The 25,768-nt window shown below is 55.8% G+C and carries 18 protein-coding genes and 1 tRNA gene; 12 read left to right on the top strand and 7 right to left on the bottom strand.

Translation table 11 applies throughout. The annotated features are described in order from the left end of the window. Window positions 1-17 precede the first annotated feature (17 nt). The 5 genes from prsK to H586_RS0105590 all read left to right on the top strand — a co-directional run bounded on the left by prsK (window position 18) and on the right by H586_RS0105590 (window position 7,585). Window positions 18-2,123: an XrtA/PEP-CTERM system histidine kinase PrsK gene (gene prsK, locus H586_RS18265; protein WP_051363877.1), complete on the top strand. Its 2,106-nt coding sequence runs from the start codon at window positions 18-20 to the stop codon at window positions 2,121-2,123. Window positions 2,124-2,196: 73 nt separating this feature from the next. Continuing rightward, a complete protein-coding gene (gene prsR / locus H586_RS0105605; RefSeq protein WP_011366910.1) occupies window positions 2,197-3,585 on the top strand; it encodes a PEP-CTERM-box response regulator transcription factor in 1,389 nt (462 codons plus the stop codon). A gap of 99 nt (window positions 3,586-3,684) precedes the next feature. Beyond that, a complete protein-coding gene (locus H586_RS0105600) occupies window positions 3,685-4,986 on the top strand; it encodes an ABC transporter ATP-binding protein (RefSeq protein ID WP_011366911.1) in 1,302 nt (433 codons plus the stop codon). A gap of 453 nt (window positions 4,987-5,439) precedes the next feature. Next, window positions 5,440-6,960 (top strand): hypothetical protein, encoded by a 1,521-nt coding sequence (locus tag H586_RS0105595; protein ID WP_034618671.1) that lies wholly within the window; start codon window positions 5,440-5,442, stop codon window positions 6,958-6,960. Next, complete coding sequence (locus H586_RS0105590; protein ID WP_027181541.1) at window positions 6,944-7,585, top strand: hypothetical protein; 642 nt, start codon at window positions 6,944-6,946, stop codon at window positions 7,583-7,585. Before H586_RS0105595 ends, H586_RS0105590 begins: the two co-directional genes overlap by 17 nt. Window positions 7,586-7,942: 357 nt before the next feature. Here H586_RS0105590 and H586_RS18260 read toward each other — a convergent pair whose 3' ends face one another. Then, window positions 7,943-9,763 (bottom strand): cation:proton antiporter, encoded by a 1,821-nt coding sequence (locus tag H586_RS18260; RefSeq protein WP_011366920.1) that lies wholly within the window; start codon window positions 9,761-9,763, stop codon window positions 7,943-7,945. Between the two features lie 234 nt (window positions 9,764-9,997). Then, window positions 9,998-10,423, bottom strand: coding sequence for a TOBE domain-containing protein (locus tag H586_RS18255; RefSeq protein ID WP_011366922.1), 426 nt, complete (start codon window positions 10,421-10,423; stop codon window positions 9,998-10,000). A 221-nt stretch (window positions 10,424-10,644) separates the two neighbouring features. On the opposite strand from H586_RS18255, the gene H586_RS0105570 reads away from it, so the two are divergent. Beyond that, complete coding sequence (locus tag H586_RS0105570; RefSeq protein ID WP_027181539.1) at window positions 10,645-12,069, top strand: MBOAT family O-acyltransferase; 1,425 nt, start codon at window positions 10,645-10,647, stop codon at window positions 12,067-12,069. 2 nt (window positions 12,070-12,071) lie between these two features. Beyond that, window positions 12,072-13,010 carry a hypothetical protein gene (locus H586_RS0105565; RefSeq protein ID WP_011366924.1) on the top strand — a complete coding sequence of 313 codons (939 nt, stop codon included), beginning with the start codon at window positions 12,072-12,074 and terminating at the stop codon, window positions 13,008-13,010. A gap of 879 nt (window positions 13,011-13,889) precedes the next feature. Here the strand turns inward: H586_RS0105565 and H586_RS0105550 are convergent. Then, window positions 13,890-13,976: transfer RNA gene (locus H586_RS0105550), tRNA-Leu, on the bottom strand. A 342-nt stretch (window positions 13,977-14,318) separates the two neighbouring features. On the opposite strand from H586_RS0105550, the gene H586_RS0105545 reads away from it, so the two are divergent. From H586_RS0105545 to H586_RS0105530, 4 genes are all read left to right on the top strand, one after another. Next, complete coding sequence (locus tag H586_RS0105545; RefSeq protein WP_011366925.1) at window positions 14,319-16,061, top strand: YeiH family protein; 1,743 nt, start codon at window positions 14,319-14,321, stop codon at window positions 16,059-16,061. A gap of 76 nt (window positions 16,062-16,137) precedes the next feature. Then, window positions 16,138-16,410: a hypothetical protein gene (locus H586_RS0105540; RefSeq protein ID WP_011366926.1), complete on the top strand. Its 273-nt coding sequence runs from the start codon at window positions 16,138-16,140 to the stop codon at window positions 16,408-16,410. Between the two features lie 183 nt (window positions 16,411-16,593). After that, window positions 16,594-19,026 (top strand): c-type heme family protein, encoded by a 2,433-nt coding sequence (locus H586_RS0105535; protein ID WP_011366927.1) that lies wholly within the window; start codon window positions 16,594-16,596, stop codon window positions 19,024-19,026. Between the two features lie 38 nt (window positions 19,027-19,064). Continuing rightward, on the top strand, window positions 19,065-20,531 hold the full coding sequence (locus H586_RS0105530) for a sigma-54-dependent transcriptional regulator (RefSeq protein ID WP_011366928.1): 1,467 nt from the start codon (window positions 19,065-19,067) through the stop codon (window positions 20,529-20,531). A 103-nt stretch (window positions 20,532-20,634) separates the two neighbouring features. Here the strand turns inward: H586_RS0105530 and H586_RS0105525 are convergent, their stop codons facing one another. After that, window positions 20,635-21,588, bottom strand: coding sequence for an AEC family transporter (locus tag H586_RS0105525; RefSeq protein ID WP_011366929.1), 954 nt, complete (start codon window positions 21,586-21,588; stop codon window positions 20,635-20,637). 164 nt (window positions 21,589-21,752) lie between these two features. On the opposite strand from H586_RS0105525, the gene H586_RS0105520 reads away from it, so the two are divergent. Beyond that, window positions 21,753-23,033, top strand: coding sequence for a glycosyltransferase family 4 protein (locus H586_RS0105520; protein WP_027181536.1), 1,281 nt, complete (start codon window positions 21,753-21,755; stop codon window positions 23,031-23,033). Between the two features lie 330 nt (window positions 23,034-23,363). Here H586_RS0105520 and H586_RS0105510 read toward each other — a convergent pair whose 3' ends face one another. The 3 genes from H586_RS0105510 to H586_RS0105500 all read right to left on the bottom strand — a co-directional run bounded on the left by H586_RS0105510 (window position 23,364) and on the right by H586_RS0105500 (window position 25,709). Further along, window positions 23,364-24,083: a superoxide dismutase gene (locus H586_RS0105510; RefSeq protein WP_081701773.1), complete on the bottom strand. Its 720-nt coding sequence runs from the start codon at window positions 24,081-24,083 to the stop codon at window positions 23,364-23,366. Between the two features lie 398 nt (window positions 24,084-24,481). Then, window positions 24,482-25,453 carry a protein phosphatase 2C domain-containing protein gene (locus tag H586_RS0105505; protein ID WP_081701772.1) on the bottom strand — a complete coding sequence of 324 codons (972 nt, stop codon included), beginning with the start codon at window positions 25,451-25,453 and terminating at the stop codon, window positions 24,482-24,484. A gap of 82 nt (window positions 25,454-25,535) precedes the next feature. Next, window positions 25,536-25,709: a helix-turn-helix domain-containing protein gene (locus tag H586_RS0105500; protein ID WP_011366933.1), complete on the bottom strand. Its 174-nt coding sequence runs from the start codon at window positions 25,707-25,709 to the stop codon at window positions 25,536-25,538. Window positions 25,710-25,768: the final 59 nt, after the last annotated feature.

Below are 25,768 nucleotides of genomic sequence, written 5' to 3'. Positions count from 1 at the left end.
ACCGGGGACGGTATGGTATGACGCTGATATTGTCAGTATTTCTGGGAGCGCTGCTGGCTGCGGCTTTCTGCGTTTACACGGTGCGCACTGCCGGTATGCGCAGGGCGCTGACTGTCATTCCCGCGGTGGGTGTGACAGCAGCCGTGGCAGCGGCCGAAGGTGCCCTGCAGTATCTCAGTGTGCCTGCCCATGGTCTGCTGCAACCGGTGCTGCTGCTGCAGGGGTTGTTATGTCCGGCGTGGCTGCTGTTCGGACTGGCGTATGCACGCGGTTTTTCGTGGCAGGGGCTCAGCCTGCTCAACCGCCTGTTGCTTTTCGCTTCTTTTATTCCCGCTTTGCTGGTGGTGCTGTTTCCGGTTTCCCGTTTTCTGTTTTTGCCTGATTTTACGCTGGAGCAGGTTATCTATCTGGAGCCTTTGGCTTTTTCGTTATATCTGCTCATCATTTTGTTTCTTCTTGTGGCGTTGGGCAATCTGGAAGCCACACTGCGCAACGCGCGGCACAGTGACCGCTGGCGTGTGAAGCTGGCTTTGGTGGGCGGCGGTACCGTGCTTATGGCCCATGTCCTTTTTTACAGTCAGGGCCTGCTGCACCGTTCCATAGACATGAACTACGGCGGGCTGCGGACGGCAGGCAGCATGCTGGGCATAGCCATGCTGTTTTTTGCCGAACTGCGGCGCGAAAGCGGCAGGGTGACGGTTACCGGCAGGTTTGCTTTGCGTTCCACCGTGGTGCTGCTGGCGGGCGTATACCTTATAGGGCTGGGCATTGCGCGTGAAGGAGTGCGGCATTTCGGCTCGGAGTTCGAGCGGCACGCGGCTATCGGTCTTTTGTTTCTGCTGGGACTGGCGGTGGTGCTGGTGCTGCTTTCCGAACGGGTGCGCAGACGGCTGCGCATATGGCTGCAGCGTAATTTTTATCAGGACAAGTATGACTACCGCAGCCAGTGGATGGAATTTACAAGGCGTCTGGCCGGAGTGCGCGGTATGGACGAACTTACCCGCACGGTACTGCTGCATTATTGCGAGGCCTTCGGTTTTGTGGGCGGGGCGTGGTTTGCGGCGGACCATGAAACACAGGGCAGAGTGACGGCTGGTGAGTACTACGAAATGGACGAGCCGCAAGTTATGCCGGAGTCCATTGATTTTTCACTGATTATGGAACTGCAGGCTCCTGTGGCCATACCGGTGCTCAAAGACCGGCTGGCTGCGGCAGGACATATGGAGGAAGCAGGGTGTCTCGATTTTGTGCGTGCCACCAGAGCCGAGGTTGTGGTGCCTGTTGCGGCAGGAGACAGCTTTGAAGGGCTGCTGCTTCTCGGGCCGGCCATAGACCGTTCGGAAGCCTATGACACCGAAGATTTTGAGCTGATGGATGCCATGGCTCACGAGGTGGGGCTTACGGTGAAAAGTTTTCGTCTGGGCAACGAGCTTGCGGCGGCACGGGAGATGGAAGCCATGGGCAAAGTGGCTGCTTTTGTGCTGCACGACCTGAAAAATCAGGTTTATACGTTGTCTCTGGTAACGGAAAATGCCCGCGACTTCATTGGCGAACCCGATTTTCAGGCCGATATGCTGGAAAGTCTGGAAAACACCGTGACCAAGATGAAGGTGCTGATAACGCAGCTGAAACACCTGCCCGATGCCGGAAGCCTGCGTCTTGCGCCTGTGGATATGCACGAACTGGTGCGTAAGGCGGCTTTGCAGGTGCCCGGCGTCCGGCTGGTTGTGCAGGGGCCGCAGCTTGTTGCTGCCGTTGATGAAGAGCAGATTGAAAAAGTGTTTGTGAATCTGTTTCTGAACGCGGTGGAAGCGGGCGGTGACCGGCCGGTCACTGTAACTACGGTGCAGCAACCTGTATTTTCAGTTTCTGTGCGTGACAGCGCCGGGGGCATAGACAGAGATATTCTGCGCCGGGGGCTGTTCAAACCGTTCCGCAGTACCAAAAGACGCGGGATGGGCATTGGTCTTTACCATTGCAAAAAAATTGTCGAGGCGCACGGCGCCGCGCTGCATGTGCGGAACAGGCCGGGAGAAGGGGCAGAATTTGTCATTGAATTCGCCTCGCAGCAGGAGAAGCCGCAGAGCGCGGGCAACGGCGGTGCAAAGGGCGCTTCTGTCTGATGCCGCATGGTTTTCTGCATATCCGCAGCCACAGAGCACGGTGCGGCAGAAAACCGGACCACAGGGGATTACCATGCCGAAATTGCTGATTGTTGATGACAACGAGGATGTGCGCCGCCAACTGCGCTGGGGGCTGTCGCGGGAACCGTATGATCTGTTGCTGGCGGCAGACGGGCAGGAGGCACTGAAGCTGTTCCGTGAACATCGTCCCGGAGCCGTCACTCTTGACCTCGGGCTGCCGCCCGACCCTGAAGGTACGGATGAAGGGTTCCGTTGTCTGGATGCCATGTTGCGCCATGACCCCAATGCCCAGATTGTGGTGGTGACCGGTCATCACGACAAGGAAAATGCGCTCCGTGCCATTCGTGCGGGTGCTTTCGACTTCTGCCGCAAGCCTGTGGACCTTGCCGAGCTTAAGGTCATTATCAACAGGGCTTTTTATCTGAGCGAGCTTAAAGCAGCCGACCAGCCTCTGCAGGAAGACCTGCCGCCTGAGCCGGAAGTGCCTCACTTCAACGGTCTGGTGGGAGACTGCGAAGCCATGCGGCGGGTGTATGCCACCATCGAAAAAGTAGCCGGAGCAGATGCTCCGGTGCTGGTGACCGGCGAATCGGGCACAGGCAAGGAACTGGTGGCGCGCGCGGTGCACAGGCTCAGTTCGCGGCGCAGCGGTGCCATGGTTGCCGTAAACTGCGGTGCCATTCCTGAAACGCTTATTGAATCAGAGCTGTTCGGACATGAGAAAGGGGCATTTACCGGTGCCACCAGCCGGGTGCAGGGCAAGGTGGAATATGCCGACGGGGGCACGCTTTTTCTGGACGAGATAGGTGAACTGCCGGCAAGCATGCAGGTGAAGTTTTTGCGTTTTTTGCAGGAAATGGTGATGCAGCGGGTTGGCGGACGCAAGGATATTCCGGTTAACTGCCGTATCATTGCCGCTACCAATGTGGACATCGAACAGGCCATGCGCGAAGGAGCCTTCCGCGAAGATCTGTATTTCCGTATTGGGGTGGTTACCATCAACCTGCCCCCGTTGCGTGAACGCGGGGCAGATGTGCTGCTGCTGGCCCGTCATTTTCTGAGCAGTATCGGCGTGCAGCAGAAAACAAAAGTGCAGGGATTTTCTGCCGCGGCGGAGAAAGCCATGCTGCATTACCCGTGGCCCGGCAATGTGCGTGAACTGGAAAACAAGGTGCGCAGAGCGGTCATTCTGACCAGCGGACAGCGTATCGGTCCCGAAGATCTGGGCATAGAGCCGGAGCCGGTGCAGCCTGCTCCGGAGGGGGCTGTTCCGTCTGCGGGACGGAAGACTTTGAAGGAAGCCCGTAATGAGGTGGAGCGCGACATGGTGGAGCAGGCGCTGAGAACTTTTTCCGGTAATATAGTGCAGGCTGCCAAATCCATCGGCGTGAGCCGGCCCACGTTTTATGATCTGCTGAAAAAACACGGTCTGGACGGCTGATGCCGTACGATCCGTTGTTGTATGCGGACTTCCTGCCCGAAGGATGCTGCCGCGGAGGTTGCCATTTCGGGCTGAACCCAACGATGAAGAGGCGTACTGATGAGCGCTGAACCGATTATACAGGTAGAAAACCTGAGCAAAATGTACCGGCTTGGGCTGAAAAATGAAATACATGACTCCATTGCCGAAGCCGCGGTTTCGTGGCTGAAGACTCCTGTTAAAAATTACCGAAATCTTAAGTCGCTGAACACATTCGGTGTACCTGTTGACGAGGATGATCCCGGCGTGCTGTGGGCCTTGCGCGATGTATCGTTTGAAGTGGCCGAAGGCGAGGTGCTGGGGATTATCGGACGTAACGGCGCGGGCAAAAGTACGCTGCTCAAGGTGCTTTCACGCATTACAGAGCCGACGCGCGGCAGGGTGATCATCAATGGCCGCGTGGCCAGCCTGCTTGAAGTGGGCACAGGGTTTCACCCCGATCTTACCGGACGTGAAAATGTGTTTATGAACGGCAGCATTCTGGGCATGCGCAAAGGAGAAATTGCCGCAAAATTTGATGAAATTGTCGATTTTGCGGGGCTTGACCGTTTTATTGATACGCCTATCAAACGTTATTCCTCTGGCATGGTCATGCGTTTGGCTTTTTCCGTGGCTGCGCATCTGGAGCCTGAAATTCTGATTATCGACGAAGTGCTGGCCGTGGGCGATGCCGCTTTTCAGAAAAAATGCCTTGATAAAATGCACAAGGTGGCAAGCGGCGGCCGCACCGTGCTTTTTGTAAGCCACCAGCTTAACTCCGTGAGTGCATTGTGCGGCCGGGTCATGCATATGGATTCAGGCCGGATAATAAAAAACGGCGATACGCGGCAAGTTATCGATCATTATCTTACCAGTGCGGGATTCGGGGTTACAACCGCCCTGCACGACCGTAAGGACCGATGCGGCGCAGGGCATGTGCGTTTTGTCAATTCGTGGATTGAGGATATGCAGGGCAACAGGCTGGCCTCAGCCGTATCCGGCGAACCGGTGCGTATTGCGCTGGAGTATCAGTCGCATGCAGAAGAATCGTTCAGTGATGTAAAGGTGTACCTGCGGCTTTATTCCATGCTCAACAAGCCTGCCGGGCTGTTCAGCAACGTGTACACTGAAGAACGCATCGACATTTCCGCGGGGGAAAACGGAGTGCTGTACTGCACTGTGCCCCGCATGATGCTTAACGGCGGACGTTACTTTTTCCATCTCAAGCTCGAAGCACAGGGGCGGCAGCTCGACCATATCGAAAACGCGGGCTATATGGAGGTGGAAGCCGGCAACGTATATGCAAACGGAAAAATGCCCAATGATCAATGGGTGTATCTGCACGATTACGGCTGGAGCGGAGAACCTCTGCATAAAGGCTGATGACGGCGGCGCAGACCGTGCTGTGACCGGCTTGTTGCATGGGGTGTTTATTTGTGTACAAACACGCATGCAGAGCCCTGCCGCGTTGAAATGTTGTGTACCGCTTTTCTACCGGAGCATCATGTCCTTGCCGTTATGAGCGTTATATACGGCCTGGTGTCAGGAAAATGCATGCCGGAGAGAGCGGTTCCGGCTTCGTGGCCGTGTCTTTTATCTGATGATGAAGGCAGCCGTATTGCGGCTGCCTTTTTTGTATGCAGCCCCCTAGGCTGGGGTGTAATGCTTAAGAATATAGAGCTATAAATAAAGTTCCTTTTGATTTGCTGACTAATTACTGCGGTCTGGCAACTTACTGCTGACAGTATTGCAAGAGCTTATTCTTTCCTGCCCAGAGCAGAGGTAAACAAGTAGTTGTTGATGGTGGCGGTTTCCATGGCATAGGAGCTATGTATCATGCATTTAAAATTCCCAATCCTGAATAAAGGAGGCCCGTTTAAGATGCCATTTCGCTTTTTACCATTTTTCCTTTGCATTGCTCTTCTAGCGGGGGGATGCGCCCCCAGCAGTAACAGCCCCGGAGGGCCGAATGCCTTCACCGTGCTTACCCGGTTTATTCCCGGCGGAAAGCTGCTTAGAAAGGATGATGGCAATCCCGGCCCGTTGTATGCCATGAGTGTCCGTGAGATGTTTAAAGACAATCCACAAGCACAGGCTTTGGCACGTGCTGCTGCCAGAGGCGATACAAAAACAATGGATAGGCTTGTGCAGCAGGGGGCAGATGTAAATGCCACTGGTGCATATGGCGTTACTGTCCCTGCTTGGTTGATATTCCATTACAACGAAAAAGGTCTGCTCCATCTGTTACATTTGGGTGCAGACCCTAATATAATATGGGAAGATGATGATTCGTTAATTCACTTGGCCACATTTTATGCCTCTACCATTGGCACAGACTTTCTTGAGATACTTCTTAAAGAAGGTGGCGCAAATCCTGACTTGGAAGTTGGGTGGTCCCACAAGAGGCCCTTGGACTGGACTGGCAGCTATGATGTGACAGCTTTTGTGCCTTTATATAATTCCGGCGCGGATATAGAATTTCGAGATTGGAGAGGTGATCCTTATATTTTTCAGGTAAACGATCGATATGACTATGTGTTATTTTTATTGCATGAGGGGGTGGATTATACGCCTGAGTTCAGAAACGGAAGGAATTTCATTAACGTATTGGAGGATGGCCCGATGCCAATATGGGGAAATAAACTACTTACCCCTGATAAGCCTCAATTTATGTGGTTCTGGCGTTGTGTAGATTTTCTGGAAAAACGCGGCACAACGTTTAACTTTGAACCGGAAGTTGAACAGTTACGGCCGCAGGTGCTGGATACCTCCGTTGCCCCTGAAGATGTGATCTTCACAAAAAGCCCCAGAGCAATCCGCTGGAAACGGGCTGCGTACCAGTTTGACGTAAAACTACAGTACCCCACACCATACTGGACGCATACAGAAGCCTCTAAAGCAGATTATGAAGTCTTTCACAGGCGGAGTGAAACGTTTTTTGCTTATGACTTCGTACCTAAAAACGAATCTGTAGAGAATCCTTCAAAAAAATTATCTGTTGAGTTTACACAATCGCCAGAAGAAAACTTCGCAGATCAACGTGGCGCATTCTTACAATCCTTACTTGAATCATGGCTAGTAACCAAAGTGCATGAAGGTGCACAGGGTTCTGGACTTTATGAACTATATCACCTGCAATCGGTAGAGCCTTCTGCAAGGCAGGGTGTTTTATACGTTGGCAAGTACAAAGAAACGTTTGTGACGGTGTTGCAGCAGAGTGACACTGCTGATGAATCTATTATGCAGCGCATAGAGAAGGACATGAATAAAATAATTATGTCTGAAGGATTTAAATTTTTAACATACGCAGAACGTTTTAGTGAAGAGCAGGAGTCCGTGAATGAATCACAGGAGTAAGTTGCGATACGTTTCTATCGTGGGCTGTTTTTTGTTTGTTGCGCTTTCAAGCATTGCAGTTGCTGCAGAAAAAAAGCAAATCAGTCAGGTTATTAATCTGTATGAAGGGACGCTTTCTTATCCAGTTGCGTACTGGATGGAAGAAAATGGAGACCTCTCCGACTTTAAAGTATTCCGTCAACAAGAACAAAACAGCTTTACGCTGGAGCAAATTCCTAAAAGTCAAGAATTTGAGCATTGGACTACAATTTATGGGGTATATGCGTGGTATCTTCCTGAATATGATTTTAAACGATTTGTAGCTGAATCTTTCAGGGCAATGGCATTAGGATGCAAGGAAAAGCCGACCTCCATGTTGATTACATCAGAGGATGGCAGAATGGTAACCACCTTCCATTGCCAAAGCCTTGCTGATCCGTTTGTGGTAAACGGCAATAATGTTGAGAGCGGTTTTTTATATCTTTCATACACTGGAAAAACGTTTGTGAAAGTGTATCAGGCTTGGCGTGGCAAAGCAGAAGATATGGGAACCACGAAATGGCCCCTTAATGAAAAATCTATCACTAAGAATGTAAAAAACTTTCTTAGCATGCGGCTACTCTCCGCAGAATTGCCTAAGCCCTAAGATTTTTACAAGGAGCCAACGCCGTTTGAAAATCCCGCGTCTTCGCCTTCCCCTATGTTTTCATTTTTGCTTATCCTGATATTCCAAAGGAGGAACTCGCTATATAGTCCCAAAACGTGATGGGCGGAACAATTTTGAATCTTCAGGGCTCTTTTGCCCAAATTTTACATACGTATTCATAAGGCATTAAACAACTCAGGACATTACAATATTTCAGTATGTTAAGCTGTGTGATAGACGCTGCGGGTCTGATCATACGTTTCGTAATGATAGTCTTTAACTGTTGCTGAATACCGGCGACATCTCTCGCGGATACGGGGAATACGTTGTCATCTGGCTGCAGCATCATCCTGCGCATCACTGTTCTGTGTCACTTCTGGCTTGTGCTGCCTCTTTTTTCTCGGGTGCAAAGTAAAGCAGCGTCCAGCCCTTGGCAGGCTTGAATGCCTGTTCATTGGAATAAATCTGCAGTTTTCCCTGCGGGGATACTCCGCCGATCAATATCCAGTCGGCACCGGGAGCGCCGAGTCTGTCTTTCAGCCTGCCGATATTGAAAGTGTCGCTCAGGCGGGTGGACTGTACTGTCCAGCCGTCGCTTAACAGCTGGTGCAATGTGCAAAAATCTGTTGGCGGTTCAAAGGCAAAGTAGCCGCGTTGCTGCAAAAGAAGCCGTTTTTGTTCATGTCCGGCTTCCTGACAGGGGGCCAGCTGAAAGGTGCGGTGATGACCGAATTCATGCCCCTGTGCCTTGCAGACCAGCGCGTTGTAGTAATGGTTGTCGGTTGCGCAGAGCAGATAGCTCAGGTGTTCGTCATCGAGTTCATGCTCGGCATGTTCAGAAAGAATTTCACCGTAATACACCTTTATGCCGTCCATCCGGAAAGGTCTGAGCCGCTGGTAGGAGCCGTCGGCCACTACCACATCCGCATCAAGCTTTTTCAGAGCCTGAGCCAGAGTCCGTGACCAGGGAGAGGCTCCTACAATGAGCAGGCCGTTTTCTTCTTCCGCTGCCAGCCCCAGTTTTCGCGCCAGTGGCCCCAGTGTGAACCCATGTGCCAGCACGGTGGTAAAAATGATCAGAAAGACAATGGGCAGAAGTGCTTCGGCATCCTGATATCCGGCGGCTACCAGCGCCGGTCCGAAAATTCCTGCAGTGGCTGCGGCAACGATTCCGCGGGGAGCAATCCATGCCAGCAACAGCTTGTCCTCGCCGCGCATGGGGGCACCAACGGTAGCCAGCACGATTGACAGCGGGCGCACAACAAGCAGGGTGACCAGTACAAAGGCGGCCACAGGCCAGTTAAGCAGGTTCACCTGTTCCAGATGAAGCTGTGAAGGAATGACGATAAACAGAGCGGACAGCAGTACAATGGTGAGGTTTTCTTTGAAATGTCGCAGTGGCTCACGTTCCACAAGCTGCATATTGCCGATGACCACTCCCATCACAGTCACAGTAAGGAGACCCGCTTCATGCTGGATGAGATTGCTTGCCCAGTATGCGGCCAGCACCAGTACCATCAGCAGAGGCGCCTTAAGGCGTGTCGGGACGACTCCCCGGCGGTAAAGCCAGCCGATGAGCCAGCCTCCCAGCCCGCCAAGCAGTCCTGCCATGGCCGCAGCCGAAGCCAGTCCCGCAAGCACCTGTGTCCATCCGCCATCAGTAAGCGTAAAATACTGAAAAGTAAGTACTGCCAGTAAAACGCCCACGGGATCGTTGGCAATGCCTTCCCATTTCAGCAGTGCCGCAGACCTTTTGTTGAGATGGGCCTGCCGCAGCAAGGGCAGGATTACAGTGGGGCCGGTAACAACCAGAATGGCGCCCAGCACCCATGATACCGGCCAGCTGAGTCCGGCAACAAAGCGGGCAGCCAGTGCACCGAAAATCCAGGCCAGCGGAGGCCCTAAAATTGTCAGCCGCCCCACGCCATGACCGACGCGCCGGATCTCGCCCAGTTTCAGGTCCATGCCGCCTTCAAATAGAATAATGGCGACCCCCAGACCGATGAGTTCCGTCAGTTCCGCCTGCGACAGACCAGGATCGATGATGCCGCTTGCAGGACCAAGCATAATGCCCGTGGTGATCAGAACGACAACCGCAGGCAGGCGAAGCCGCCATGCCAGCCACTGGCTGGCCAGTCCGGCGCACAGTATGATCAGGACCAGTGTTGAAGCGTGCATGAGATCTCCATATGTTAGTTACCGCCCCAAAAGCCCGAAGAACTGCCAAGTTGTTTCAGCCTCTGTCCGGGGGAAGGTGCTGTGTTCCGCATCAGCGACGGGAAGGTGCCGTGCAGGCGCGGGGGCATACCCTCCTGTCAGATCACATGGTTCAGCCAGAATACAGTATACTGTTATGGTCTATCAAAAAAGCCCCGCGTCGGTTCCGGTGCGGGGCTTTTGTTTTATTCAGGCTTAATCCATCACAAGGATCGGCGAGGGAGCTTTGAAAAAGAAGATGAATTTAGCTCCTTTTTCCACTCCCAGCTTTTTGGCGCTGGCGGTGGTTATTACTGCGCACACGGGAGTACCGTCCTGCAGCGTTCCGTTCACTTCTGTCACCACTTCGTCAGCAATGGTGCCGGTGACCGTGCCTGCAAAGGCATTGCGCGCGCTGGTGGGGGAAGGCTCAGCAGCTTTTTCCAGCATGACAAAAGGTGCTTTGACCAGGGCCGTGGCTTTTTTACCCACGGCTATTCCAAGCCGGTCGCGGCTGTTGTTGGTGATGGTTGTCACAATCTGGTTGCCGGATGCCGTGGTGATGACCACTTCGCTCTGGACGGCGCTGGAGGTGACGGCGGTAACGGTTCCGCTGAATGTATTTCTGGCGCTGGTTTCCATATGAGTCTCCTTTCGGGTTGCGGGTCAGAACAGTCCCCAAGGCATACACACCTGCACATAGTATAATGATGTGTATTGCGTTTGCCACCCCCCGCGGCTTTTTTTTGCCATGTCTGGGGCAGGCGGCGGCTTTACGGCGTGACACTAAACCGTTACTAGACCTGCTGCCTCTGCCATGCGGCAGCAGTCTTACCTTTTTTCGTGTCTCAAAAGTAGCAGTTATGATTTTCAGTACCTTTCAGTTTATGTTCGTCTTTCTGCCGCTGGTAGTCTGCGGTTTTTTTCTGCTGTGCAAACACCGCCTGCCTCGGGCAGCCGCACTGTGGCTGCTGGGTGCTTCTCTGGTGTATTACGGCTGGTGGAATCCGGCTTATCTGCTGCTTATCGTGTGTTCGCTTACCGGTAACTATCTGCTCGCGGCGGTTATGGTGTCCGCTTCGGGAACATTGCGGCGCATGTTGCTGGCTGGCGGTGTGGCGGCCAACATCGGGCTGCTGGGGTATTACAAATATACAGATTTTGTGATCGGCTCGTACAATGCGCTTACCGGTGCGGCAGTTCCGCTGCAGCACATTGTGCTGCCTCTGGCCATAAGTTTTTTCACCTTTCAGCAGGTGGCCTATCTGGTCGACTGCCACAGAGGCAGGGCGGGTACGCACGGCTTTGTGGACTACGCACTGTTTGTATGTTTTTTTCCTCAGCTTATCGCGGGGCCCATTGTGCATCACGCCGAGATGATGCCGCAGTTTGCTTCGTTGCGGTCGCGCGTGGTGCAGTGGCAGAATATTTATACAGGGTTGTTCCTGTTTTCTCTGGGACTGTTTAAAAAAGTGGTGCTGGCAGATAATCTGGCCGTGTTTGCCGGATACGGGTTTGATTCAGCCGATACCTTGAGCATGGGAGTGGCCTGGGGCACAAGCCTTGCCTACACCATGCAGCTGTATTTTGATTTTTCCGGTTATACCGATATGGCTCTGGGTGCCTCGCAGATGCTGAATATCCGGCTGCCGGATAACTTTATTTCCCCGTATCGCGCTGTGAACATACAGGATTTCTGGCGTCGCTGGCACATCACCCTGTCACGCTGGCTTCGTGATTACCTGTATATACCGCTGGGCGGCAGCCGCCGGTCAGAATCGCGGACACTGGTCAATCTGGTGTTTACCTTTCTGCTGGGCGGTTTGTGGCACGGCGCCGGATGGACGTTTGTGGCGTGGGGCGCGGCGCACGGCGCGGCCATGGCGGTGCACAGAGTGTGGTCTGCAGGCGGTCGCCGTATGCCGGCGCTGGCGGGATGGGCCTGTACGTTTTTGTTTGTCAATCTGGCGTGGGTGCTTTTCCGGGCAGAAAGTTTTGCCGATGCTCTGAAAGTATACGAGGGCATGGCCGGACTGCACGGGTTCGGCATGACCAGAACGTTCAAGGATATGTTCGAGGCAGCCACAGGAGTGGGACCTTACGGGCAGCTGCAGTTTCTGCTGCCGGCGTGCCTTGCGGCGTTTGTCTTTCCCAACTCCCGCACGCTGCGCGGGCTGGTAAGCCCCGGCATGTTCTGGACAGCATGGATTGTCATCTGTCTTTTCTGCTCGCTGTATTTCATGGCAGATGCCGCCCATGTCTCCGAGTTCATCTACTTCAGGTTTTGATTATGCGCGTTGACCGTTACAAGCGACACACCTTCTATGCCCTGTTCTGGACTGTGGGGCTGTTTGCACTGTTCAAGCTGCTTCTGTTTGCCAACTATGCCTCCGGTTTCCGGATGGTGCAGCAGGACGCGCTGGTCAGGTACCAGCTGGAACGCATTGCCCTGCCGGACCCTGTGCATACTCTTCTCGTGGGTGACAGTTCATTGGGCAACGCCGTCAGTGCTCCGCTTTTTTCCGCAGTCACGGGCCGCCCTGCACTGTCTCTGGCGCTTACAGGCAGCTTCGGGGTGCAGGGTTCGGTCAATATGGCCCTGCGCGCCATGCAGCACCATCCGGAAATACGTAATGTGGTTTTTTTCCAGACGCTCGACATTTTTCAGCGCCGGTCCGGTACCTGGCCGTATGCCACGGTTGACCCATGGTGTCCGCAGACATGGCGGAGCATCGCCGTGAGTGACAATGTGACGGCGATTGATGTGCTGGCGGGCTATCTGCAGTTCGTCACCGATCTTGGGCATCTCCGGCACGGTATGACGGATATGACGCCGGAGCTGAGTGCCGGGACATTGTATACGGAACAGGCTGACAGCAGATTCAACAACGGCGGACGCACACTTGGTGTGAAAAACTGGATAACAGGGACTCCGCGTGAGCGTGTGGTACAGGCTCTTGATGAATTTGCCGCATATTGCGCTGCACGGGGGGTACGCTGTATTTTTGTGTTCGGCCCCATGCATGAGGAAGTCATTGCGCATTCTGCCGGATATGTGCGCGAGGTGTGGCGGCTGCTGAACAAGACGCGCCATCTGACAGTGGTGCCGGAGCTTTTTCCGCTTTCCGCTGACAGATTGGGGGACTCGGAAGATCATGTGGCCCCCGAGTTTCAGGCGGAGACCACCCGTCAGTATGCAAGGCGGCTGGAGCAGTTTCTTTTGCCATGACAGACGCGGCCGGTTATCCGGCCGCGTTTTTTTGTATGCAGAAACTGCCCCGCCAGTGATATGCCCCCCATCAGGTGGACATGGTGATAAAGCCCCCCAGGCTGAAACCATTCACCTGATGGGGGGCATATCACTATGCCGGGAGATTTTTCCATGGTGCATCGCGGTGCAGTGGAGAAACTATCCTTCAGATGCACGGTCGGGAAGGCAGACCGGCAGGCTGTGCCCTGCAAGCGGCGGAGGAAATATCACCCGGCGGAAAAGCCGGCGGGAACCCCTTGTGTAAACCTGAGTTGTCACTTTGTGTGGTGTGAAAACAGCGGAACTTTTTTTTCGGGCAAAATATGTGAAAAAAAGGGCGATGTGCATACTGCCGGAGGCATACCGGTTTTGTGTACAGCGAAACTGCGGAATCGGGACAGGTCGCCTGATATGACAGTTGTTTTATAACTGTCCAGCTTATTACGTTTTTTGTTTGGCTTGAGTCGACGATGCTATGATGCGCGGGCTGACACATCAGGATGCAGAGATTCGGGCGGCATAGATTCGGCTGGAAAATACGGGATACTAGCGCTGCAAGAATGTACGAATGCGCCGGAGGGCATGTCCGGCACATGAGAGTATCCGGATTCACGTTCACCGGAACAGCGGATATCCGGTGCGGCCTGTGCGGCGTCTGCCGGAGCTGTACCGGAAAAGAAAAAGAGTGCGGATTTTGTGTGAGAAGGTCAAAGTTTCAGGGGATATGGGGCATATGGGGCGCATGCGGGGCGCCCGACAGGCGTTTGTCGGGCGGGCAGTGCATTGATGCGCACGGGCTGGCCGGATGCAGCGGGTAACAAAAAAAAGGAGTCTGCTAACAGACTCCTTTTACATTCGTGGTGCCGGGGGGGAGACTCGAACTCCCACGGGGGAACCCCCACTAGACCCTGAACCTAGCGTGTCTACCAATTCCACCACCTCGGCACGGTACGGCGCATCCGCGTAACGAGTGCGTCGAGGAAAGGTGTTTATACGGATTGCCTGCGGAGCGCAAGAACTTTTTTTGGAAATAAGAAAAAAAGAGTAATAGTGAGACAAAGCACAAGCGATATGGTAACTTTGGTTTGCAACTGTCAACAGAGGTATGCGTCCGGCATGCGGCAGACTGCCCGGCAAGCCGCCCTGTGCGCCGGTCCGTAAGGGCAACGGGTCTGGCACGCTTCTTGTTATACTGTGGCGGAGACGCCTTTCGGGTACGGGCGGGGCAAGCCCTGTTGGATGTTCGGAGGCGAGTCATCAATCAGTTTTAAGGAGGATAAGGCTCTCATGGCGGAACAGAACAGCAACGTTGTCGTGGACACAGGCCAAAGCCGGTTGTCCGATTTGTGGACCAAGGAAGATTACTGGGCGATCTGGCTTGGTTTTCTTGTCATTTTTGTTTGTATTTTTGCATACTTCAACTTCGGACCCAAAGAAGAGTTCGCACAGAAGATTGCCAAGTACAATGCGGTGCAGCAGGAAGAGGCTGCCCGCGCACCTTTCAAGACTCTTGAATGGTACGATGCTCAGGAAGGCAAGAAAAAGCTCAAGGCTTCTTCTTCCGGCTTCGGCAAGTTTGTGAAGCACTGGACAGCTCGTCCCAATACCTGGAAGACCAACCCCCTTGACGCCTTCATCATGTCTGAAGAAGTTGCCAAGGCCAAGAATGAAAAGGGCAAGCCTGCTTACGAAAAGGCCAAGGCCGCCACTGCAGCCGCCTTTGCAGAAGCAAAGGTAGCACAGGAAGCAGCCGCAGCCGCTTCGTTCCAGAACGCCGGTCTGAATGAAGCCGCACAGGCTGAAATCGCCGACTGGCGCGCTGCCAAGGCTCAGGAAGCCAAAGCCAAGAAAAAGGTTTCCTACAAAGCCTACAACGTCATTCCGACTCTGATCGGTCTGTGCGTGTTCTTTATTCTGTTCTTCGGTATCGGCATTCATTTTATGGGCAAAAGCGTAGGCGCATTTGCCAAGGGCTTCGGCATCGTGTTTCTGGTGTCGGTTCTGGCCTACACGCTGGGCGCGCACACCATTTCCAAGCAGTACGGCTTCGGCGCTGAAGCATGGGGCGTTCTGCTGGGTATGGTTATCGCCAACACCCTCGGCACTCCCAGCTGGGTCAAGCCCGCCTGCGAAGTGGAATACTTCATCAAGACCGGTCTGGTACTGCTGGGCGCGGAAGTGATGTTCAACAAGATCGTCGCCATCGGTATTCCCGGTATCTTCGTGGCGTGGGTTGTTACCCCTGTTGTACTTATCTCCACCTTCATCTTCGGTCAGAAGGTGCTGCGTATTCCTTCCAAGACCCTGAACATGGTTATCTCCGCCGACATGTCGGTGTGCGGCACCTCTGCCGCTATCGCCACGGCTGCGGCCTGCCGCGCCAAAAAGGAAGAGCTTACCCTGTCCATCGGTCTTTCGCTGGTCTTCACTGCCATCATGATGATCGTCATGCCTGCCTTCATCAAGGCTGTGGGCATACCTGAAATTCTCGGCGGCGCGTGGATGGGCGGTACCATCGACGCCACCGGCGCCGTGGCAGCTGCAGGTGCGTTCCTGGGTGAAAAAGCTCTGTACGTTGCCGCTACCATCAAGATGATTCAGAACGTGCTTATCGGCGTTACCGCCTTCGGCGTGGCTGTGTACTGGTGCACCCGCGTTGAATGCGAAGCCGGCAAGACCGTGGGCGCTGCCGAAATCTGGCACCGTTTCCCCAAGTTCGTTCTGGGCTTCATGGCTGCCTCCATCCTGTTCTCCATTCTTGATGGCAGCATGGGCAGCGACCTTGGCTACTCCATGCTGGATCAGGGTGTCACCCGCGGCGGCAGCCGTCTGCTGCGCGGTTGGTTCTTTGCCCTGTCCTTCGCCGCCATCGGTCTGGCAACCAACTTCCGCGAGCTTGCCCACTACTTCAAGGGCGGCAAGCCTCTTATCCTGTACGTCTGCGGTCAGTCCTTCAACCTGATGCTGACTCTGACCATGGCCTACATCATGTTCTACGTGGTATTCCCCGAAATCACCGCGCAGATCTAAGGCCCGGAAAGCGTATCCTTACGTGAAATGCGGGGGGGAGAGGTTGACCTCTCCCCCCTTTACAAGGAAATGTCAGATGACTGAGCAACAGCAACCCCTTTCTGTAAGACTGCGTAATTTTGTTCTGAGCGTCGGTACGGCGCTGGTCTTTGTCTACGTGGTGTTGCCCATGCTTACCAATGCCGTTCCCATTCTGCACAGAATGACCATGTATTTGGAAGATAACGGAATAGATCCCACCCGCTATTACTTCACCGATCTTGAAGCGGTCACCGAGGCGGAAAATCACATGGAAGAAGTGATGATGAATGTGAAGAAGCCCGCCCTGCCCGGAGAGCAGTCAGAATAACTCCGGCAGTGTCCGCAGACGCTGCTCTTCCGTTTTCCGGGTGCTTGATTAGCACCGGCGAAATGGCTATCAACCCCTTCGCCGACAGACCGCATGGCTGTGCGGGGGGCTTCTTTCGCGGCTGAGGCGCAGTCAGAAAAAAGTCTTCCGGCAATTACAAAAGGCGGCAGCTCCGGACACGCAATGCATATTCACAAACCCACAAGCCTTCAGGCAAAATTTTTATCCGGTCTCGCCGTCGCGTGCCTCACTCTGGGCGTTCTTTTTGCGGGCGGGTTCTACATTCACATGCGCAATGTGCTGGAAGAAGAGGTGCGCGACAAAGCGCGGCTCATCTTCACCCATGTGGATTCCATTCAGAATTATGTGCGGCAGGTGCTGCGCCCCACCATGTACGAACAGCTGCCCGACACATTTGTCATTCAGGCCATGTCGTCGTCCTTTGTTTCCCGCAGCGTCATGAGCCGTCTTAATAACGGGCCGGACGGCACCATATACCGCCGTGTGGCCATAGATGCACGCAATCCCGAATACGAAGCCAACGAAAGAGAACTGGAACTCATCGATTACTTCAGGGGCCATCCGGAAAGCGGAATCTGGCGCGGATATAAAAATATCAACGGCGACCGCTACTATGTGATGGCCCGGCCGGTGCGCTTTGTTGAAAGCTGTATGTACTGCCACGGCGAACCGGCGGATGCCCCTGCCGACCTTGTGCGCATGTACGGCAACAGAGGATTCGGCAAGGAACAGGATTCCATTGCCGGTGTCGACTTTGTGGGGCTGTCTGTTGACGGCAGCGTTGGGCGCCTGCAGCGTACCATCCTGACGTATTTTGTTTTTTTCACGGTCGGAGCCGTTATCTTTTTTTCCACGACAAACCTGCTTTTCAAGGTGCTGGTGGTCAACAATCTTAAGCGCCTGACCAATGTGTTCCGGCGCAATGTGGCCGATGCCGAGGGCAGCGCCCTGCTGCGCAAACTGGAACAGGGTGACGAAATAGAAGAGCTGGTGGAAGGGATGGAACAGATGGGCGAGCATCTGTACGAGGCCCGCAGCCAGCTGCAGCTGTACGCAGAGAATCTGCGCGGCATGGTTGACCAGCGCACGCAGGCGCTTTCGCGCGAGGTGGAGGCCCGCAGGGCCGATGTGGCTCTTTTTGTCAGCCTGCTGTCTGATATGCGCAGCAGCACGTCACGCGCCGACCTGTGGCAGCTGGCGCTGCCTCAGATATGCCGGCGGTTCAGAGCGCGGCGCATTGCCTATGTGTGCACCATGGCCTCTCAGAATTATTTTTCGTGGCCGGAAAACATGGGCCGGCCCGAACTGCCGGATGACCTCGTGGGGGTGCTTACATCCGGCGCCTGTGTGGTGCTGGGTAACAAAGCCTACATTCCGGTGGAATCAAGCGTTGGTAATGCTGAAGGTATCCTGTGCCTTTTCTGGGATACGGATGCCGAAGCCAACACCCATGACCGGGCAGTGCTGCAGGCACTGGGCAGACAGCTGGGCACCGTGGCGGAAAACATGACCGCCATAGACAGCCTGATGCGGCAGATGAACGTGCTGCAGACCATTGTGGAAGGCATAACAGACCCTCTGGCGCTCATGGATTCCAACTGCGCTGTGCTTACTGTGAATGAGGCCGCGCGCAAACTGACTGCCGAACTTACGGGCGGCAGGCGTTCCGACGGCAACCTGCTGCCGCTCTTTTTCGGGGCGGAACTGGATCACTGCCCCATGGTGGATGCCATCAAGCGTGGTACTCCCGACCTGCGCGAAGAAACTCTGCCGTGCGGCCGGTCGTTTTCTCTGTCCATGTATCCGGTGCGCGCAAAGGATGGCACAACAGGTCGTGTTGTTGTGTATGTGCGTGAAACCACAATGGAAAAAAGGATGATGGTGCAGGTGCGCCAGTCTGAAAAGATGGCCACCGTGGGCAAACTGACTGCGGGGCTGGCACATGAAATCAACAACCCGCTGGGTGTCATTCTGTGTTATGCCGAGCTGTTGCGGCAGAACATAAGCGATCCTCAGCAGGGGGCCGACCTTGATGTCATTGTGCGGCATACCAGACAGGCGCAGCGGGTGCTGCGTGATCTGCTGAATTTTGCCCGGCCCAAGGCCGCGGGGTCGGGACTGGCCGATGCCTGTGCCGTTGCCGGTTCCGTCACGGAAGTGTTTTCTGTGCAGGCCATGAAAAAAGGGGTGACACTGTCTTTGCAGTGTCCGTCCGATCTGCCGCGGGTGCGTATAGGTTTGAACGAACTGGAGCAGGTACTGGGCAATCTGGTGATAAACGCGCTGGATGCCTGTCCCGATGCAGACGGCGAGGTGCTTGTGCGCATTTCCCCGCGCAGCGGCGGCATGATTGCCATCGAGGTGGCGGATAACGGGCCGGGTATTCTGCCTGACGATATGTCCCATGTGTTTGACCCGTTTTTCTCCACCAAGGAGACAAACGCCGGTACCGGACTGGGATTAACGGTTGTGTACGGCATGATTACCGATGTCGGGGGCACGGTGGAAGCCGGAGCTTCTGCCGAACTGGGCGGCGCGCTGTTTACTGTGCTGCTGCCTGCCGAAGACGGACCGGAAACGGACGGCGCGGCGTAACGCCGGCGCGTACCGGTCAGAACAAAAGCGGAGTACGCATGTCGGAAATTGCAACACCTGCAGCCATGGTGCACAGCGGCAGGCTGTGCCTGCTGATTGTGGATGACGAGCGGGATTTTGCCAGCGGTCTTGCGCGGCTTATTTCCAGCCGGTTCCGCGATATTGATGTGGTGCCTGTTTTCAGCGCCAAAGAAGCGCTGGAAGTGCTGGCAGAGCGCAGTGTGCACCTGATGATGACCGACCTGCGCATGCCGGAAATGGGCGGTATGCAGCTTTTGCGGCAGGCGCTTGAGGTGCAGCCCGGCCTCAGCATGGTGGTGCTGACGGCGCACGGCACCATAGAAACGGCCGTGGAGGCTTTGCAGTCAGGGGCGTATGATTTTCTGACCAAGCCCATCGAGCCGGACCAGCTTTTCAGCGCGGTGGCCAAAGGGCTGGAACGCAGCAGGCTGCTGGAAGAGAACAACAGGCTGCGCCAGATCATCTCGGCCGGAGGCGAGCCGGGCGAACTGGTGGGTGAGGGCCGTGCCATGCAGCAGCTCAAGCGCACCATAGCTGCTGTGGCCCAGTCTGATTATACCGTGCTGGTGCGGGGCGAATCCGGCACGGGCAAAGAGCTGGTGGCGCGTCTGGTGCACCGGCTGGGCAATCGGGCGGGCAGACCGTTTATGGCTGTCAACTGCCCGGCAATCCCTGAAAATCTTCTGGAAAGCGAGCTTTTCGGTCACGTAAAGGGCGCCTTTACCGGAGCGGACAGGGATCACAAGGGACTTTTTGCCGTGGCGGACAAAGGCACCCTGCATCTGGATGAAATAGGTGATATTTCCGCGCCCATCCAGACAAAGTTGCTGCGCTGTCTTCAGGACGGTGAAATACGCCCGGTGGGGGCCAGCCGGTCGGAGACTGTGGATGTGCGTGTGGTGGCCTCTACCAATCAGGACCTTGAGGCGCGCATAGCCGATAAATCATTCCGCGAAGATCTTTATTACCGGCTTAATGTGCTTACGGTAACGCTGCCCCCGCTGCGTGAGCGTGTGGAAGACATTCCGCTGCTGGTGCACTATCTGCTGCGCAAGGCATGCACCGAGATGGGGCTGGAAGAAAAGGAAATTTCGCCGGATGTCGTGGAGTGGATGACCCGCCGCACATGGCCCGGCAACGTGCGCGAACTGCAGAACTTTGTACGCAGGCTCACGGTGTTCTGTGCCGGACGGCTGGTCGATATGGACATTATCCGCATGGTGGAGCAGGGCAGCGGCGGGGCAATGCCGCCGGTGGTCGCCGGCGGTCTGTCTCCGGGCGGTTTTCGCAGCGGTGAAGGCTTTGTGCCCTACAAAGATGCCAAGGCAAAGGTGGTGGACGATTTTACCACGGCGTATCTGCGTGATCTGCTGACGTCCGCAGGGGGCAATGTTTCCGAGGCGGCCCGCATGTCCGGTCTGTCCCGTGTGGCCCTGCAGAAAATTCTCACCCGTCTGGACATTAACGTGGCACGATACCGCTGAGTATGTGGCTCTGTATATTGTAATTAAGAAAAGCCCGCGAACTTGTTCGCGGGCTTTTGCGGTATGACGGGACAGGGGAAATACATCCGGACATGCCGGTGCATCAGCTCATCAGCGCCATGGCCGCCGAGATGCTGAGAAACGAAAAAACCGTGGTCAGCAGTACCGATGCCGACGTGTTGGCACAGTCAGTGTCGTATGCCTCGGCCAGAACAAAAGCCAGCGTGCCGGTGGGCATGGCTGCCAGCAGCACCCCCATGGGCACCCAGTGTCCCTGCACGTTGAAAAACCGCATGCATACCCAGACCAGCAGCGGATGCACGGCCAGTTTGATGACACCGGAAACCGCCTGATATACCGGCTGGGCTTTCGGGCCGCCGCTCATCTGCAGCTGCATGGCCAGCACCATGCCCACAGCCACCAGAGCACAAGGCGAGGCGGTATCTCCCAGCATTGCGGCAGCAGAAGCAAGCCAGTGCGGCAGCGTTGTGCCGCTCAGTGATACGGCAAGTCCGGCCAGAGCGCCGATAAGAATAGGATTGCGCGCCAGCGAGGCACCTATGGAAAACCACATGCGGGTTCTGCCGGTACCCTCGGGGCGTTCCACCCCCAGCTCAAGCATGGCTATGCCCGTAAGCACAAAAGGCATGGTGAACAGGGTGTAAATGCCCATGGCCAGTACCGCGTCGGGATTGTCCGGAAAGAGAGCCATCAGAATGGGCAGCCCCAGAAAAGCGGCATTGGCAAATGTGGTGGTAAACGCCTGAAATCCGGCCAGCGGAGTGCGCGCCCCGAAAAATATGCGGAACAGCGCGAATGACAGCAGGTAGCAGATACCCAGTCCGGCCAGCAGCGCCGCAATGAAGCTGCCTTCGAACAGGCGCTCCGGCGAAGACTGCGCGATGGCGATGAACAGCAGCGCGGGCAGCGCTATTCTGTACACATACTGGTTCAGCGCTGCGGCCCCGTCGCGGGGCAGCCATCCTGCCCGTTGTATGACGCCGCCCAGCACGATGAGCAGAAAGACAGGCATGATGGTGTAAAAAATTGTAAGCATGAGAGTGTCCGGTTGATGAATGGCAGCCGGACGGCATGACCGCCCGGCAAAGAAGGACGATCAGCATACCCCCTCTTGGCAGGGCTTTCAATACGCCGGAGTATGTAAAATGGAACTGTCAGGAATCGTTGTGTTTTGCATGGCGATGCAGTAGGTGCTGTGTGATGCGTATTCTACATGTACTCAGTCAGCGTCCGGAAATGACGGGCAGCGGGGTCAGCACCTTGGCAATACTGCGCTGTGCAGGCGATGCAGGGCACAGCAATGCACTGGTGGCGGGAGTGCCCGCGGCGTTTGCGGTGCCCGCGCAGCTGGGCGGCGGCACCCCGCAGGCACAGGAAGAACACTGCCTTTGTTCTTTCAGCAGCTTTGTGCGGTTCGGCCGCGATCTGCCCTTTGCCGTCACCGGCATGAGCGACGTCATGCCGTATGAATCAAGCAGATGGGCACAACTGGACGACAGCCAGCTTGATGCGTACGAAGCCTGTTTCGGGGAGTGCCTGCGGAATGCAGTGCAGGCCTTTCGTCCGCAGATCATTCACAGTAATCATCTGTGGGTGGTGACGGCGCTGGCACGCAGATTGTTTCCGCAGATTCCCGTGGTTGCATCGTGCCACGGGTCTGACCTGCGGCAGTTCCGTTCCGTGCCCCGTGTGGCGCGCCGCGTTCTGGCAGCGTGCCGCATGGTCGATGGTGTTTTTGCCCTTTCGCAGGCGCAGAAGCGCGATATTGAAATGCTGTACGGCATTGACTCCCGGCGCATCAGCGTTGTGGCTGCCGGATATGACCGGCAGGTCTTCGGCTGCGGGCGCCCGTGGCAGCGCAATACTGCCGGTGGCCCGTTGCGCGTGCTGTACGCCGGTAAACTTTCCCGGGCAAAGGGCGTTCCGTGGCTGCTGCGGGCATGTGCCCGGCTGCTTGGCGGCGGGCACGATATGGTGCTGGATATCTGCGGCGGCGGCACAGGTTCCGATTACGAAGAATGCGTTGCGCTGGCACGCGGGCTGGGTGAACGGGCGGTGCTGCACGGCAATGTGTCTCAGAACCGGCTGGCGGAGCTGATGCGTGCAGCCCATGTATTTGTGCTGCCGTCGTTTTTTGAGGGACTTCCTCTGGTGCTGCTTGAAGCACTGGCCTGCGGGTGCCGTCTGGTTGCCACGCGACTTGAAGGTGTGGAGGAAGTTTTTGCCGGTCTGCCGTCCGAGGCGGTTACGCTGGTGGACCTGCCCCGTCTGCATGATGTGGACAGGCCCTTTGCGGAGGACGAACGCCGGTTTGAGCATAACCTGCATGCCGCCCTGAAGAATTGCCTGCAGACCATGCACGCCCCTGTTGCCGGAGGTGTCAGTCCGGCTGTGGATGCCCTGCTTGACGGGTATTCATGGGAAGCTGTTTTCGGCCGTGTTGATGCGGTTTACCGTCGCATTGTTTCTGATTGCTGCTGACGGCTGAAGCTCTGTTCGGGGGGCGCAAGGGATTTCAGCCTGTGCTGCGTCCGGCAGTGCTGTGCCCGCAGTGATGTGCCCGCAGTGCTTTGTCGGCAGTGCTGTTTCCGGCCTGTACGGCGGTGTGCCCCGTGCAGCCGGTGCCGGTACATACAGGCGGACAGTTTTGTAACTGCCCGCCCGCATTGCATCACTCTGTCAATTCGAGACTGAAGCGCTGCGCTGCGTTTGCACCGGCCTCTGTTTCCGGTTCAGTTGTCCTGGCTCAGTGCTCCGGTCCGTTTGTCTGTCCGGTTATTGTGTCTGGCTGTCATGCTGCTGCGGCATGGTTCAGGTCAGGTGCTTTTCCGCCGCGTCCCAGTCGACCAGATGGTCAAGAAACGCGGAAACGTAATCCGCACGCCGGTTCTGATAGTCCAGATAATAGGCGTGCTCCCAGACATCACAGACCAGCACCGGTGTTTTGCCCTGCACCATGGGATTTTCGGCATTGGCGGTTTTCACCACTTCCATTGCTCCGTCGCTGTTGCGCACAAGCCACGCCCAGCCGCTGCCGAACTGTCCTTTGGCCGCGGCGGAAAAGGCTTCACGGAATTGTTCGTACCCGCCGAAGGATGCCTGCAGGTGTTCCATCATGAGTTTTCCGGGGGCGCCACCGCCCGAGGGCTTCATGCCGTTCCAGTAAAACGTGTGGTTCCATGCCTGTGCGGCGTTGTTGAACAGCGCAGCACTGTCCGGTTTGCCTGCAGCCTTCAGAAACACTTCGTGCAGTGCCATGCCTGACATACCGGCTGCAAGCGTGTTTGTTTTGTCATAGTAGGCTTTGGTGTGTTTGCCGTAATGAAAGCTGATGGTGCGTGCCGAGATGTACGGTTCCAGCGCGTTTTCTGCATACGGCAGCGGCGGAAGAGGATACGCTTCGGCCGCACGGGCGTGAAGGGGAAGCCCCAGAACAGCCGCACCGGCAAGCAGACCTGTTCCGGCAGCTGCCAGCTGTATGAATTTACGCCTGTCCATGGTTACTGTCCGACAGAATTCACCGTGTTGCATTATGCCCTCCGGCGTCAGAGATGAACAAGAAAAAAACTTTTTCTATTTTATGACAATGGACGGGGTGCGCTAAGCTGTCAAGAATAACCGCAGCCATGCACGGTGTGATGCAGTCCGGTGTGCTGTGTACGTGTCAGAAATACAGTAGAATTGCAGTTGGTTGTCCTGCATGCCGTGTGTCGTGGTGTGGTTTGCGTCTTGCCGGAATGCAGAATGACAGCAGGTGCAGGCGGAGCTGCGGCGGGTGGCTAAAAAAGAACGGGTACAGGCGGTTGCCTGACTGCGTGGGGATATGCGCGGGCAGCGCTTGCCGCCACAGGATCAAAGCCCTGTCTCCGGTGCTCAGGCCGGTATGCACAGCATGAAAATGACATGCCGGCCGGTGCTCCGGACCATGGCTAGGTACCGGCCTGCTGCATGGTCAGCGCCACGGCGGCCACGTCGTCATGGCATTTGAAGCGCGGAAACATGCGGCAGTCGGGGTCCTGACTCTGCAGCGCGTGTATATGCCGGTGCAGTCCCTCAAGGCCTCTGGTCAGGTAGGCGCGGGCCAGATCGCCGAACGATGTTCCGTACTCCGGTGCGGCTTCGGGCAGCGAAAGTCCGTCGGTGAACAGCAGAATATGGGCTATGCCGTCCAGCGACATTTCTCCGTACTGCAGAAACCTGCTCATTTCCGGCTCACCGTTCAGAACGCCGAAGGTGCGGTTCATGCTGCGGCGTACCGATACAATCTGGTCGTGCAGCGCAGCGCGGATATCACGGACGCCCGCACGGCTTAACTGTTTCCAGCGTATCATGGTCAGCCTGTCATGGTCGTAGTTGCGCGCGGGCATGTGCCAGCGGCCTGAGGTGTCTATGAACATGACGCGGCAGTCGCCTATTTGCGCCCATTGTGCGCTGTTTTCTGTCAGACGCAGAGCTGCCGCACTGGCCGACCACAACCGCAGCCTGTCTTGCGGTGCTGAAGTATCTATACCGTATGATGCCATCTGACGCGCCAGATATGCATTGGCCCGCTGCATGATGCCGGTGAGAGACGGTTCGTCCTGCAGAGCAAAGCCGCGTTCCAGTGCAGCGCTGACGCAGCAGGCCGCATTCCATGCACCGGTGTGACCGTCGTACAGAGAGCCGTCCAGACTGGAAGCCCCGTCCACCACGGCAAAGCAGTTGCCCGCCGCGATCAGCCTGTCTTCGTTTTCTTTGCCCGACCCTGCGGAGTAGACCGTCCGGATGTTGAAAGAGCGCTGCGCAGGCGCAAAGAGTGCAGCAGTGGAAGGGCTGCCTTTGGCGCGCGGAGTGTGCAGTGTGTCCATGGGCGGAGTATAGAAAACACTCCGCACTGTGTCGCATGCAAAAAATCGATGCATGCTTCTAATTGTTATAGGTAGAACTGATATGACAAAAGGCGGGTCATTGCCCGCCTTTTATCCTGTGATCCGCCCGCGCGGCTTATTGCACGGGTGCGTAGTAGCATCGTTTCGGGGAATGGATTTTTCCGGAATCTTTCAGGTTTTTTATGGCCTTGGAAACTTCCTTGCTGTCAACACCCAGCTTTTCGGCAACTTCACCGGGACGAACAGGCTTGCCGGCTTCCTGCATTGCTTTCAGAACTTTATCTTCCATGAGACTCTCCTTAAATAGTATTGATTTTTATTAGCCAATCGGCTGCCCGCTGTCAAGGG

The organism is Oleidesulfovibrio alaskensis DSM 16109 (assembly GCF_000482745.1).
GTDB classification, from domain to species: domain Bacteria; phylum Desulfobacterota; class Desulfovibrionia; order Desulfovibrionales; family Desulfovibrionaceae; genus Oleidesulfovibrio; species Oleidesulfovibrio alaskensis.
The sequence above is the reverse complement of the archived record's forward strand: the minus strand, read 5'-3'. Positions and strand labels throughout refer to the sequence as shown.

Bases quoted from the DNA above. Each gene is read 5' to 3' on its own strand.
- H586_RS0105545 (WP_011366925.1), top strand. From the start codon at position 14,319: ATGGCGGAACAGAACAGCAACGTTGTCGTGGACACAGGCCAAAGCCGG.
- H586_RS0105525 (WP_011366929.1), bottom strand. From the start codon at position 21,588: ATGCTTACAATTTTTTACACCATCATGCCTGTCTTTCTGCTCATCGTG.
- H586_RS0105600 (WP_011366911.1), top strand. From the start codon at position 3,685: ATGAGCGCTGAACCGATTATACAGGTAGAAAACCTGAGCAAAATGTAC.
- H586_RS0105590 (WP_027181541.1), top strand. From the start codon at position 6,944: ATGAATCACAGGAGTAAGTTGCGATACGTTTCTATCGTGGGCTGTTTT.
- H586_RS0105570 (WP_027181539.1), top strand. From the start codon at position 10,645: ATGATTTTCAGTACCTTTCAGTTTATGTTCGTCTTTCTGCCGCTGGTA.
- H586_RS0105535 (WP_011366927.1), top strand. From the start codon at position 16,594: ATGCATATTCACAAACCCACAAGCCTTCAGGCAAAATTTTTATCCGGT.
- prsR (WP_011366910.1), top strand. From the start codon at position 2,197: ATGCCGAAATTGCTGATTGTTGATGACAACGAGGATGTGCGCCGCCAA.
- H586_RS18255 (WP_011366922.1), bottom strand. From the start codon at position 10,423: ATGGAAACCAGCGCCAGAAATACATTCAGCGGAACCGTTACCGCCGTC.
- H586_RS0105565 (WP_011366924.1), top strand. From the start codon at position 12,072: ATGCGCGTTGACCGTTACAAGCGACACACCTTCTATGCCCTGTTCTGG.
- H586_RS0105500 (WP_011366933.1), bottom strand. From the start codon at position 25,709: ATGGAAGATAAAGTTCTGAAAGCAATGCAGGAAGCCGGCAAGCCTGTT.
- H586_RS0105530 (WP_011366928.1), top strand. From the start codon at position 19,065: ATGTCGGAAATTGCAACACCTGCAGCCATGGTGCACAGCGGCAGGCTG.
- H586_RS0105540 (WP_011366926.1), top strand. From the start codon at position 16,138: ATGACTGAGCAACAGCAACCCCTTTCTGTAAGACTGCGTAATTTTGTT.
- H586_RS0105505 (WP_081701772.1), bottom strand. From the start codon at position 25,453: ATGCATCGATTTTTTGCATGCGACACAGTGCGGAGTGTTTTCTATACT.
- H586_RS0105595 (WP_034618671.1), top strand. From the start codon at position 5,440: ATGCATTTAAAATTCCCAATCCTGAATAAAGGAGGCCCGTTTAAGATG.
- H586_RS18260 (WP_011366920.1), bottom strand. From the start codon at position 9,763: ATGCACGCTTCAACACTGGTCCTGATCATACTGTGCGCCGGACTGGCC.
- H586_RS0105520 (WP_027181536.1), top strand. From the start codon at position 21,753: ATGCGTATTCTACATGTACTCAGTCAGCGTCCGGAAATGACGGGCAGC.
- prsK (WP_051363877.1), top strand. From the start codon at position 18: ATGACGCTGATATTGTCAGTATTTCTGGGAGCGCTGCTGGCTGCGGCT.
- H586_RS0105510 (WP_081701773.1), bottom strand. From the start codon at position 24,083: ATGCAACACGGTGAATTCTGTCGGACAGTAACCATGGACAGGCGTAAA.